This is a genomic window from Croceivirga lutea (assembly GCF_014235875.1).
GTDB lineage: Bacteria > Bacteroidota > Bacteroidia > Flavobacteriales > Flavobacteriaceae > Croceivirga > Croceivirga lutea.
On sequence record NZ_JACJUK010000005.1, the window covers coordinates 171663 to 184422 of the forward strand.

Sequence of the window (12760 nt, forward strand, 5' to 3'; positions counted from 1 at the left end):
GTTATATTTTATAGCATTAAGCAATGTTTTTGATTTTACAACGACGAATTATAAACATCACTGTAATGTCTACGTGAACTTTTCGTGATAGTTCAATAGTTAATTTGTATTCAATGAAAAATGTTTTAGTCATAGAAGATGATGCTGAAATAGTTCAGTTGTTAGAAATTCATCTTAAAGATTTAGGTTGTTCCACAGCCGTGGCCAATAGTGGAACCACCGGTTTATTAAAAGCTATTGAGTTACAACCAGATTTGGTGATTTTAGATGTAATGTTACCAGAAATGGATGGCATAGAGGTATGTCAAAAAATAAGAGCGAACAATATTAAATCTCCAATAATGATGCTTACCGCTAAATCAGAAGAGATTGATAAAGTTTTGGGTCTAGAGGTTGGTGCAGATGACTACTTAACTAAACCATTTAGTGTTCGAGAATTTATCGCACGAGTAAAAGCAATATTTAGAAGACAAAAAATGAGTGGTGTAACTCAAAATAATGGCATTGTCGGGAGTCCACTTCAATTTGATAATTTGAGTATAGATATAGAAAAAAGAAAAGTAAAAGTAAACGAAGAACGTGTAGAATTATCACCAAAAGAATTTGAATTATTGGCTTTATTATCTGCAAATCCAGGCAAAAGTTATGATCGCGCCAAATTATTGAATATGATTTGGGGATATGACTTTAAAGGATATGAACACACGGTAAACTCCCATATTAATAGATTAAGGTCAAAAATTGAACCAGATATGGCGCATCCCAAATTTATTCTAACCACCTGGGGTGTAGGTTATAAATTCAATGAAGAATTATAATTGTCAATTACTATTCTAAAAAAAAATGTCTAAGTCAAAGAAATGAAAAAGAAATTATTTTCAAATAAGCTTATCAAAAAATTGATGCTTGCCTTTATTGTTGTTCTCATTTTAGCTGGCTTAGGTTATACTGGTGCAACCCTATATTTTTCCAATCAATATTATAACGAAACCACACAACGTTTACACGCCAATTTAGCACAGGATTTAATTGATGAAAAGTTTGTAAACGAAAGTCCTATAGATAGCGTTGGTAATGTAAACAAAGCGTTATTTGGTGATATTATGCATGATATGATGGCGGTTAACAAAGCCATTGAAGTCTACTTATTAGATACCAAGGGTAACGTTCAGTATTCTGTGGTTCTAGACCATAGCGACCCTGATAAAACGCAAGAAAAAGTCTCCCTAGAGCCTATTACCAATTTTATTGCTAATAAGGGTCAACGTTATGTTTTAGGAGATGACCCCCGAAACAAAGAGGAAAAAAAGATATTCTCAGCAGCAAAATTCGAGAAAGGTGGAAAAGAAGGATACATTTACATTGTACTAGCAGGTCAAGATTACACCAAAACCAAAAGTTTGTTATTAAATGGCTATTCTCAAAAATTGGGTTTAGGCATTTCCATGTTAACTTTGGTATTCGCTGGTATTTTGGGACTGTTTTCAATATGGTATTTAACCAAAAACTTAAGAGAAATTAATTACGCTGCAGAACGTTTTCAAGAAGGAGATTTGCAATATCGTATAAATGAAAACGAAAAAACAGATTTAACCGGTCTTGCTCAGACATTTAATAGTATGGCAGATACCATTGTGAGTGATATGGACCGTATTAAATCTTTAGAGAAATTAAGAACCGAACTTATAGCTAACATTTCTCATGATTTACGCACTCCTTTAGCTATAATTCAAGGGTATATTGAAACGTTGCAAATAAAAGATGAGCATCTTACAGAAGTTCAACGCAATAATTATTTAAATAAAATTAATTCTAGTAGTGAAAGGCTTTCTAAATTAATTGGTCAGTTGTTTGAATATTCAAAATTAGAAGCTAATCAAATTCAACCAGTAAAAGAACCATTTTTAATCTCTGAACTTGCTAACGATATTCATAGAAATTATCAAATGTTGGCTGCTAAAAAGCAAATTGATTTAAAACTAGAAATGGCTGAAAAAACGCCATTAGTGTTTGCCGATATCTCTTTAGTAGAAAGAGCTATTCAAAATTTAATGGATAATGCTTTAAAATTCACACCTGAACATGGTGAAGTAGTAGTTAGCATTAAACCTTCTGTAACAGATGTTGAAATAACAATTAAGGATTCTGGTCCGGGCATTGCTAAAGAAAATCAACATTTGGTATTTGAAAGATACCGTCAAACTAAAACTGGTAAAGAAAAAGAAGGTGCAGGTTTAGGCCTTGCTATTGTTCGAAAAATTATGGATTTACATAATGCGAGTATTAACGTTCTGAGTCAACCCAATCAAGGGACCGCATTTAGTTTTAGCCTTCCGGTGTATCAATTGGGTTAAGTTTTTATTAAGACCTGCAACTAACTTGAGGAATTAATTACCTTTAGTAAAATCTACACTTTAATGATACTAACAGCTTCTTTGTTAGACCTTTTTACCGAAACCAGACAATATACCGAACGTATTTGTGAACCCCTAGAGATTGAAGATTATGTGGTTCAACCTATTGTAGATGTTAGTCCACCTAAATGGCATTTGGGCCACACCACTTGGTTTTTTGAGGAGTTCATTTTAAAGAAATACGTAAAAAATTACAAACTATACAGTGATGATTTTGCCTTTGTCTTCAATAGCTATTATGAAACTATTGGTAAAAGAGTTGTAAGGTCTGACCGTGGTAATTTAAGTAGACCCTCTGTGAATAAAGTATACCAATACCGAAAATATGTTACCCAAGCAATTGCAGAATTATTTATGCAAGAGCAGTCAGAAGAATTAAATTATTTATTGGAAATAGGTATACATCACGAAAAACAACATCAAGAATTACTCCTCACCGATATAAAATATATTCTAGGCAACAACCCCCTATTGCCCAAATACGCAGCTACTACAAATGAATACCCAGTAGAAAATCATGATAGAAATTGGATATCAATTTCTGAAGGGCTTTATAATATAGGTCATAAAACAAACGATTTTTGTTATGACAATGAATTAGGTAGACATCAAGTCTATATTCCTTCTTTTGAAATTGCGAACAAACTTGTGACCAATGCTGAATTTGCGGCATTTATTGCCCATGGCGGCTACCAAAACTTTGAGCTATGGCATGCAGAAGGGTGGGATTGGGTTAACCAAAACAAAATAACTGCACCTTTATATTGGCATAAGATTAACGGAAAGTGGCATTATTACAGCTTAAACGGATTACAAGAAATAAAAAGTGAAGCTCCTGTTACACATATTTCTTACTACGAAGCTTTTGCTTTTGCACAATTTGCGGGCAAGCGTCTACCTACAGAATTTGAATGGGAAATAGCTCAAAAACATTTTACTTGGGGTAAGCGTTGGGAATGGTCATCATCAGCATACCTTCCCTACCCTAATTATAAAAAAGCCGATGGCGCTCTAGGTGAATACAATGGTAAATTTATGGTTAATCAGAAAGTACTCAGAGGAGGTTCCATAGCTACTCCTGGTAGACATACCAGACACACTTACCGTAATTTTTTTCATCCTCAATTAAGATGGCAATTTACCGGATTACGATTGGTAAAATAATAAAATTATATGCACGAAAACACTATACAGCTTACCCAAACAGAATTTGCAAAAGAAATAAAAGAAGGTCTTACAGCCTTTCCTAAATATTTATCATCTAAATATTTTTACGATGAAAAAGGAGATGCTCTTTTTCAAAAAATAATGGCCTTGCCAGAATATTATTTAACCAATTGCGAATTTGAAATTTTATCTACCTATACTAAGCATTTAGCAGAATTATTTTCAAAAGACGATTCAACTTTCAGTCTTTTTGAACTTGGCGCAGGAGATGGAAAAAAGACCAAAATTCTGTTAAAGTATTTAATAGATAACAATTACAATTTTGATTATAGACCCATAGATATAAGCTCAAATGCGTTATCACAATTAAAATCATCTATAAATAAAGAAATACCGTCAGTAGTAGTAAACCCAATTCAGGGCACCTATTTTGACACTTTAAAAACCATAAAAGACGAGCAACAAAATAGAAAAGTAATTCTCTTTTTAGGTTCTAATATTGGTAATTTATTGCACAAAAATGCAATAGCTTTTCTGCATCAACTTAGAGCCGCCATGCATAAAAAAGATTTGTTATTGATGGGGATGGACTTAAAAAAGAATCCACAAACAGTATTAGATGCTTACAATGACCCTACTGGAGTAACAGCTGCCTTTAATAAGAATATTTTAAACCGAATAAACAGCGAGTTAGGTGCCAAATTTGATGTAGAAAAATTTAAACATTGGGAAGTATATGACCCAGAAACCGGCACAGCTAAAAGCTATCTAGTGTCTACTTGTAAGCAGTCTATTTTTATTGAAGAATTAGAAACCGTAATAGAATTTGAAGCTTGGGAAACTATACACACTGAAATTTCACAGAAGTATGACGACCAAACTGTAGATTGGCTAGCAAAAGCGTCTGGTTTTAAAGTAATAGCAGACTTTTGTGATTCACAAAGTTACTTTAAAAACTACATTTTTCAACCCTTGTAGAAAGGTTCTGGCAGTTAAACTACCAGAACCCATAGTTTATTTATACCACAAGAACAGCATTTTCTGTACCCGCGTAGTCATTCCACTGATAACGGTCAGCGGCCTCATCGTTTACATAAGTTGAATCAACGATATATCTAAATTCATAATCGTTATCGGCAGGTAAATCAAACGTACCTTTGAAAGTTCCGTTCTTTAATTTTTTTAACTCGCTATTTTTTGGATTCCAATTATTAAAGTCTCCAACCACTGAAACAGATTTAGCTTCTTTTGCAGGAACACTGAAAGTTACTTTACAAACAGGCTTACTTTTTAAATACTTTTTTTGAATTGACATGAGAGTAATTTTTTACAAAGGTTAGTAAAATAAGTGCTAAATAAAGACAGGTAGTAATACTTATTTTTAGTCTAAACAATTAGTTGTTAAATTACTATAAAGTATTCAATAGAAGTAGGTTATAATTGAAAAATTAGAATTTAAAGAATATTAATTAAATGCTTTTTTAACCTGTCTAAATCTTCCAAAGTATTATAAAAATGAAAGCTAAAACGAACCCCTTCGCCACGTTGTGCACAAAAAATATTTTTTGCTTTTACCTTTTCAAATTGTTCAACTGATAGCTTTACATTAAAAATGGTGGAATGGCATTCACGACCTTCGGTCAAAGAATTTAAAAGGTTTAATTCAGAAAAAATAGTTTTCGCCTTTTTAGAAAGTTCATGGTTGTGGGTATCTATTACGCTGATGTTTAATTTAGACAACCATTGTATTGAAAACTTTAAGCTACCAAAATTAAAAGAATCTAGATGACCAGGTTCTAAATATTTAGTAAACCTTATAGCATCTTTTTTTGAAGGGTCTCCATTTACTGATGCACAACCAATAGACTTAAGGTTAAAAAAAGCTTTTGCATTTTCAGAAAATAAAAAGAATCCGTTACCAAATCCAGCAATTAACCACTTATAGCCGCTTACCCCCAACACATCAATACCTGAAGCACTAAAATCAAATTCATACATACCACAAAACTGAGTGCCGTCAGCAACTATTAAAAGATTCGGATACTCGGTTTTTAACCGTTTTAAAAACTTAGGAGATATATAAAATCCTGATTGCCAATGCACAAGACTTAGCACAAATATTTCTATAGAATTATTTCTGATACTTTCAATTATCCTTTCTTCAACATCAACCGAATAATCCACTAAAAACGTTTTAAAATCTCTATTAATTACAGGCCAATCAACCGAAGGGTAATCTTGATTTAACAATAAAACATTTTTATTAGGTTGTAAACCTTCTAAAAGAAAATTCCATCCAATAGAAAAGTTTGGCGTTAAGGCCACTAAAGATGCATCACAAGAAAAAAAGTCACCAAGCACCTTTTTGGTCTCACCTAATAAACCCATACTTTTCATTTTCATTTCGGCTCCTCCAATTAGATAATCTAAATCATGATGTTGCCTCCATTCAAGCAAATCCTCATAGAGCAAACCAGAAGTTGCTGTATTGGCGTAAATTCCTTTATTAAGTACCGGAAATTGTTTACGAGCAGCTTCTAAGGTTGTATTCATGGGCTTGTTTTTTAAATTATCTTTGTTTTAAAGATAGGTAATCATGTTTTTTAAAAAGAAGCAAAAGTCTGAAGTTAATATTGAGCAACATGAACTTTTAGAAAATGCGCAAAAACGAATTTCACAAAAGAAAAGACTCTTTACCCATTTTGTAATCTTTTTAATTGGTAGTGTTTTTTTAATCTTAATCAATAAGATTTTAAAATATGGTGAATCTTATGATTGGTTTATATGGGGTATTACCGCTTGGGCATTTCTCTTTTTAATTCATGTTTTTAATGTATTTGTTACGCAAAAATTTATGGGAGTTGCCTGGGAACGTGATCAACGCGAAAAACTAGTAGCCAAACAAAAACAACGAATTGCCGAAATTCAAAAAGAAATTGAAACCGAATTCCCCATCTCTAAAATCAATAAAAAAAAAGAGCTTTGAGTAAATTAATAATTATTGCTGCCGCTGCAGAAAACAACGCATTAGGAATAAACAACGATTTACCTTGGCATTTACCCGATGATTTTAAGCGATTTAAACAATTAACCAGTGGGCACAAAATACTAATGGGTCGTAAGACATTAGAAAGCTTTCCTAAAGCTTTGCCCAACAGAGAACATATTGTAATAACACGCGATAAGAATTACCAACCAAAATTTGATTGTATTGTTTTTAACACCATAGAAGAAGCTATAAAGTATGCCCAGCAAGATGATGTTAGCTTTATTATTGGTGGTGGAGAAATTTACAAACAGGCTATGGATTTAGCCACGCATATTGAACTTACAAGAATACATGCTGAATTTGAGGCAGATACATTTTTCCCTGCAATTGATTTAGGAAAATGGAAAATCGTAAAAGAAGAGCATCACCCAAAAGATGATAAGCATACGTTTGATTTTACCTATCAAACCTTTGAACGCATTAGTTAGAAATCTAAATAAGAAACTTCCGCATTTTTATTAGTATCTACTATTGTTTTGAGCAGATAGGGGTTTTTATTGCTATAAAAGTAATGGGTTACCTTCGCTGAATTAGTATTGTCAAGATTTTGTTGCTGCAAAATACTTTTTGTTTGTTTAGCCACCGCAAAACCTGAATCTATTATTTTTACCTCTGGAGGAAGTATTTTTTTTAATACAGGAATTAAATACGGATAGTGTGTACAGCCTAAAACTAAGCTATCAATACCTTTTTCTAACATTGGTGTGATGAATGTTTTAAGTAACTCGTAGGTTTTCTTTGAATTTACGCTACCTGCTTCTACTAGCTCCACAAGACCGTTTCCTTCTTGTTCTATAACTTCAATACCAGAGGCGTATATTTTACTGGTATTTTGAAATAAGCCACTAGATAATGTTCCTTTAGTAGCTAATACACCTACCTTCTTGGTTTTGGTATTTAATGCTGCGGGTTTTATAGCAGGCTCAATACCAATAAACGGAATATTATAATTAGCTCTAAGCTCTTTGATAGCATTTGTAGTTGCGGTATTACAAGCCACCACTATTAGCTTACAATTTCTAGCTAAAAGATATTCTACATTTTTGGTACTAAGTTCAATAATAGTTTTATTCGTTTTTAAACCATAGGGAGCATTAGCACTGTCTGCAAGGTAAATAGTAGATTCGTAAGGTAAGAGACGATTAATCTCTTTCCAAATGGAAGTACCACCTACTCCTGAATCAAAAATACCAATAGGGTTATTACTCATATTTCAACAAAAAACCGCTGATTTCTACTTTACGAAGATACCAGCGGTTTAAATTTATTTACTAAGGTTTTTTAGAAACCCAATTCTCTTTTAACGTCAGGTAATAAATCTTTTCCTTTGAAAACAATTAATCCTAAACCAGGGCTAGCGTCCATAACATAGTCGAAACCTTGAGCAGCAGCTACCTTTTCTATAGCTTCTTTAGCCTTAATTGAGATAGGCTCGAATAGTTCACCTTGCTTCTTTTGCATTTCTTGCATTGCAGCGTTACGTGCATCTTGAATGCTTTTTTCGTAACCTTGTAACTCTACCGCTCTTTTGTTATTTTCTTCTTCTGATTGAGAAGTAGCCTCATTAGAGTATTGTGTGTATTTGTTACGAAGTTCTGTTACAGAACTTTCAATATCTGCACTATAAGTTTCTTCTAACTTTTTAAGCTCGGCTTGCGCAGCTTTCATTTCAGGCATTTCTGAAAGTAACTGCTGTACATTAATATGAGCTACTTTACTCTGCGCGTTGGTAAACGAAGTTGCCGCAACAAACATCACCAAGGCAACTACAAGTTTGAATCCATTTTTCATAATCTGTGTAACTTTAAATTCCAGTTTTAATTAACGTTTAGTATTTATTATTGATTCGTTGAATCCTTTTTTTGTTCTTTAGCCCTTTCTACTTCCTTCTCTTTTCTCTTTGCTTCTCTTTCTTCTAGCAATTTCTTTCTTCTTTCCTCGTAGGCCTTTTTACGTTCTTCACGTAATTTTAATTGTTCTTCTCTTCTTGCTTCAATAGCTTTTTGTCTATCTTCTTTCGCAGCGGCTGCTTGCTCCTCTCTTTCTTGAAGTGCTTCATTCACCTCTTCTACATCTTGAGATTCTCTATTTTGAAAATCTTTTAGTTTATTGTCAAGATTTTGCTTCTTTTTAGAAGCACTAACTTTTCTTGTACGAGCAATTTCTCTCAAAACCAAGTCACTAACATCGTGTCTTTGTTCGGAATACAACATTACAACATCTGCTGATTTATCAAAAATAAAATCATATCTTTTATTTGCACCTATTTTCTGAACTTCATTAAAAACCTGGTCTTGTATAGGCTGTATTAATAGCTTTTTCTGAAGTACCAAGTCTCCCTGTGGTCCAAAACGGTCTTGTTGATAATCCAACATTTCCTTTTCCAAAATTTCAATTTCCTCTTCTCTTTCAGCAATTAGCTCATCTGTTAAGAGTACTTTTTCAGCCATAAGGTCTTTTTTCATTTGCTCAACCTTACTTTGCATTAACTCAATCTCTTGCTTCCATTTAGCAGCTTTGGTATTTAGCTGTTGCGTAGCATCTCTATATTCTTCTACATTTTCTAGAATATACTCCATATCTACATAACCAATACGAACACCTCTTGCTGATTGTGCGAATGTTAGCGCACTAAAAATGAACGTTGTAATTAAAGCTATACTAATCTTCATCCTAATTACGATGTTTATATAGAAAATATCGTGCCAAAAATACAACTAATTTAAAATGAATTAATTACGAATTTAAGTAACCGCTATTTTCTGTGTTAAAACTGTTGACCAATGATGAAGTGTGTTTGCCAACCACTGGGTCCATTACCCGCAGATGAAGGATTTAAGTCTTCGTCAAAACCATATCCGAAGTCAATACCCAATAGTCCAAACGCTGGCATAAATATTCTTAGCCCCACTCCAGCCGATCTCTTTAACTGAAACGGATTAAAGTCTTGAAAATTGTTGAACGAATTACCAGCCTCAAGAAAACTTAGCATATAAATAGAAGCCGAAGGTTTTAAGGTTAATGGGTAACGCAATTCCATTGAATACTTATTATAAATAGTTCCCCCATCTTGCTGTACATTGCCCGTAATTGGGTTTGTACTAAAAGGTGTTAAAGAACTGTTTTCATATCCACGTAACTGCACTACATCTCTACCATCAAGTGTAAAGTTTCCTAAACCATCACCACCCACAAAAAAACGCTCGAAAGGTACATCACCAATATCACTATTGTAGTTACCTAAAAAGCCAAATTCGGCATTTGTTCTCAAGACTAGTTTATCTACTAATCTGGTGTACCAATCACCTTTAAACTTAACTTTATAGTACTCTAACCATTTAAAACGTTCTTCTTCTATTTCTTGTAGCTCGTTAGTTTCTGCTGTAGTTAATACGGTACCATTTTGCGCAGACTCTGTTAGTTCATCACTTCGTTCTTTAAGCGCCTTAAAATCTTTATTCCCAAATAATGAATACGGTGGTGTAAACTTTGCGGTAATTTCAAAATTTGAACCTGTCATTGGAAAAATTCTACTTGGCCCTTGAGAACTTCTAGAAACTCCAATGGTATAAGCCAAAGAGTTTGAACTACCATTACCAAAATTAAAAAGACCAATGTTATAGTCATTAAATTCGTAAAGTTGGTACCCTAGAGAATGTGAAATTGTAAAGAAATCGTCTGGCCATTGCACTCGTTTTGCTAAACCGGCAGATATACCTGTTATAGAAAAACCCCTGTCTTTATTTACGTCTATTTGGCCGTTGTTACTGAAACTTGATGCAAACTGTTGTGTTCTAGAAAACGATAAGTTAAAACGAACTGGTTTTTTACCACCTAACCAAGGCTCTGCAAAATTTAAACTGTATACTCTAAATGTTCTACTGGCTTGTAAGCGTAAAGAAAAGGTTTGGCCGTCACCCATTGGCACTGGTTTATACGCTTCACCATTAAATAAGTTTTGTATTGAAAAGTTTGAAAAAGACAATCCTAATGTTCCAATGAATCCGCCACCGCCATAACCCCCTTGAAGCTCAATTTGGCTAGAACCAGACTCTACTAAACTATATTTAATATCTACCGTACCATCATTCGGATTCGGATTTTCAATATCAGGAGCAATTTGCTCAGCATCAAAGAAACCAAGTTGACCTAATTCACGCACTGTTCTAACAATATTGTCTTTACTATATTTTTGACCTGGCTTTGTACGTAATTCTCTAAAAATAACGTGGTCATTAGTTTTATCGTTACCTACAACGGTAATGTGATTTAAGAAAGTTTCTTTACCCTCAATTATTCTAATTTCAAAATCAATAGTATCATTTACGGCTGAAACCTCAACTGGATTTATTTGAGAAAACAAATAACCGTTGTTTTGGTAAAGGTTTGTAACATCTTCAGCATCTGGTTTTGTATCATCGGCAATTCGTTTTTTTAGCAATACACCATTATACGTATCTCCTTTTTTGATACCTAAAACTTGAGATAATTGCCTATCTGTGTACACCGTATTACCAACAAAATCAACTTCTCCGAAGTAATATTTGTTACCTTCTTCTAGTTTTATATTTAAAGCAATATTGTTATCATCTAACTTTACAAAAGTGTCTGATAGAATTCTTGCGTCTCTAAAGCCTCTTTCTGCGTAAGTATCAATTAGATTATCTAAATCTTCTTCGTAATCTGCTTCAATATATTTTGATTTTTTCCAGAACCTATAGAATTTTTTCTGCTTTGTCTTTTTTAAAGATTTTCGAAGTCTTTTTGAAGCAACTTGTGTGTTGCCGTCAAAAGTTATTTTCTTAATCTTTACTTTTTCACCTTTGTTTATATTAATGACCATGCTTTCAGCATTAGTCTCTGAGGTGTCAACTGCTGTGGCAATGGTTACTTTTGTATTTAAAAACCCTTGCTTTTTATATTTATTTTCTAAGTAAGACTTTGTGTTGGCAATTAAACTTTCAGTAATTTTCTTACCCTTTTTAAGGTCAGTATCATTGAGAATATCATCGACTTTTCTACCCTTTATACCATAAACGGTAACGTCTGTTAAGGTTGGTCTTTCGGTAATATTTAATTCTAGAAATATTTTATCACCTTCTATTTTAGTTACATAGAATTGAACATCACTAAACAATTCTAGTCCCCAAAGTTTTTTAATAACCGCAGCTGTTTCTTCACCAGGCACCATTAATTCTTGCCCAATACGTAAACCTGTATAGGTTTTTACAGTCTGCTCGTTATAACTTTTAACACCAGTAACTTCTATACCGCCTAAAATATATTTCTTGGCGTTTTCTAACGATAATTCTTGAGCAATAGTAAAATGCCCAATAAAAAAAGTAATAATAAATAATGGGATAAGTGGTGTAGTTCTTTTAATTCCCTTAGCTAAGTTGTTCACTTGTCTTTCCAAATCTTCGTTCCCTTTTTTGGTAACTGATAATAGCCTCAACTAGATGCTTCTCACTAAAATCGGGCCAAAATACGTCAATAAAATATAATTCTGCATATGCTATCTGCCAAAGCAAAAAATTACTTATTCGATGTTCACCACTAGTTCGTATTAAGAGGTCAACATCTGGCATGTCATGCGTGTAAAGATGCTCATTTATAAGGTTGTCATCAATATCAGTCGGCGAAATTAGGTTATTTTTAACTTTGATTGCAAGGTTTTTAACAGCAGAAACCAATTCATTTCTTGAACCGTAGCTTAAAGCAAGGGTTAAAACCATGCCTTTATTTGTTGCTGTTTTCTCAATAACCTCTTTTAATTCTTTGGCCGCTTTAGAAGGTAAAGCATCTAAATTTCCAATAGCATTAAGTCGAATATTATTCTTTTCTAAGGTCTTAAGTTCTTTACGTAATGATGAAACTAGAAGCCTCATTAGTGTTTGAACTTCTATTTGGGGTCGTTTCCAATTTTCTGTTGAAAAGGCGTAGAGTGTTAAATACTTAATGTTTAAACGCGCACAATTTTCAACGGTTTTTCTAACAGCTTTTACACCATTTTCATGGCCAAAAACCCTTAGTTTGCCTCTTTCTTTAGCCCATCTACCATTACCGTCCATAATAACGGCAATGTGTTTGGGTAAATTATTCTGATTTATTTGGGTTAGGTCTAGCATCT

At 33.3% G+C, this 12760-nt stretch carries 13 protein-coding genes; 6 read left to right on the forward strand and 7 right to left on the reverse strand.

All coding sequences use genetic code 11. The features are described 5' to 3' along the window. Positions 1 to 113 precede the first annotated feature (113 nt). The 4 genes from H5V42_RS10815 (at position 114) to egtD (ending at position 4559) form a co-directional block, all read left to right on the forward strand. Positions 114 to 818, forward strand: coding sequence for a response regulator transcription factor (locus H5V42_RS10815; RefSeq protein WP_185783185.1), 705 nt, complete (start codon positions 114 to 116; stop codon positions 816 to 818). 42 nt (positions 819 to 860) lie between these two features. After that, complete coding sequence (locus H5V42_RS10820; RefSeq protein WP_185783186.1) at positions 861 to 2354, forward strand: sensor histidine kinase; 1494 nt, start codon at positions 861 to 863, stop codon at positions 2352 to 2354. 63 nt (positions 2355 to 2417) lie between these two features. Further along, positions 2418 to 3578: an ergothioneine biosynthesis protein EgtB gene (gene egtB, locus H5V42_RS10825; protein ID WP_185783187.1), complete on the forward strand. Its 1161-nt coding sequence runs from the start codon at positions 2418 to 2420 to the stop codon at positions 3576 to 3578. Positions 3579 to 3587: 9 nt separating this feature from the next. After that, positions 3588 to 4559, forward strand: a complete 972-nt coding sequence (gene egtD / locus H5V42_RS10830) for an L-histidine N(alpha)-methyltransferase (RefSeq protein WP_185783188.1) — start codon at positions 3588 to 3590, stop codon at positions 4557 to 4559. 40 nt (positions 4560 to 4599) lie between these two features. On the opposite strand, the gene H5V42_RS10835 is transcribed toward egtD, so the two are convergent. Together H5V42_RS10835 and H5V42_RS10840 are read right to left on the reverse strand one after the other, a co-directional pair. After that, positions 4600 to 4896: an isoamylase early set domain-containing protein gene (locus tag H5V42_RS10835; protein WP_185783189.1), complete on the reverse strand. Its 297-nt coding sequence runs from the start codon at positions 4894 to 4896 to the stop codon at positions 4600 to 4602. 140 nt (positions 4897 to 5036) lie between these two features. Beyond that, complete coding sequence (locus tag H5V42_RS10840; protein WP_185783190.1) at positions 5037 to 6134, reverse strand: aminotransferase class V-fold PLP-dependent enzyme; 1098 nt, start codon at positions 6132 to 6134, stop codon at positions 5037 to 5039. Between the two features lie 43 nt (positions 6135 to 6177). Here H5V42_RS10840 and H5V42_RS10845 point away from each other — a divergent pair, with 43 nt between their 5' ends. Beyond that, positions 6178 to 6567 carry a 2TM domain-containing protein gene (locus H5V42_RS10845; protein ID WP_185783191.1) on the forward strand — a complete coding sequence of 130 codons (390 nt, stop codon included), beginning with the start codon at positions 6178 to 6180 and terminating at the stop codon, positions 6565 to 6567. Further along, on the forward strand, positions 6564 to 7058 hold the full coding sequence (locus tag H5V42_RS10850; protein WP_185783192.1) for a dihydrofolate reductase: 495 nt from the start codon (positions 6564 to 6566) through the stop codon (positions 7056 to 7058). The genes H5V42_RS10845 and H5V42_RS10850 overlap by 4 nt, the downstream gene beginning before the upstream one ends. Here H5V42_RS10850 and murI read toward each other — a convergent pair. The 5 genes from murI to H5V42_RS10875 form a co-directional block, all read right to left on the reverse strand. Next, positions 7055 to 7840 (reverse strand): glutamate racemase, encoded by a 786-nt coding sequence (murI, locus tag H5V42_RS10855; RefSeq protein WP_185783193.1) that lies wholly within the window; start codon positions 7838 to 7840, stop codon positions 7055 to 7057. The two genes, H5V42_RS10850 and murI, sit on opposite strands and share 4 nt — an antisense overlap. A 71-nt stretch (positions 7841 to 7911) precedes the next feature. Next, a complete protein-coding gene (locus H5V42_RS10860; RefSeq protein ID WP_185783194.1) occupies positions 7912 to 8421 on the reverse strand; it encodes an OmpH family outer membrane protein in 510 nt (169 codons plus the stop codon). 47 nt (positions 8422 to 8468) lie between these two features. Beyond that, positions 8469 to 9302 carry an OmpH family outer membrane protein gene (locus H5V42_RS10865; protein WP_185783195.1) on the reverse strand — a complete coding sequence of 278 codons (834 nt, stop codon included), beginning with the start codon at positions 9300 to 9302 and terminating at the stop codon, positions 8469 to 8471. Between the two features lie 95 nt (positions 9303 to 9397). After that, positions 9398 to 12046 (reverse strand): outer membrane protein assembly factor BamA, encoded by a 2649-nt coding sequence (gene bamA / locus H5V42_RS10870; RefSeq protein WP_185783196.1) that lies wholly within the window; start codon positions 12044 to 12046, stop codon positions 9398 to 9400. Continuing rightward, on the reverse strand, positions 12018 to 12758 hold the full coding sequence (locus H5V42_RS10875) for an isoprenyl transferase (protein ID WP_185783197.1): 741 nt from the start codon (positions 12756 to 12758) through the stop codon (positions 12018 to 12020). Before H5V42_RS10875 ends, bamA begins: the two co-directional genes overlap by 29 nt. Between the last annotated feature and the right edge of the window lie 2 nt (positions 12759 to 12760).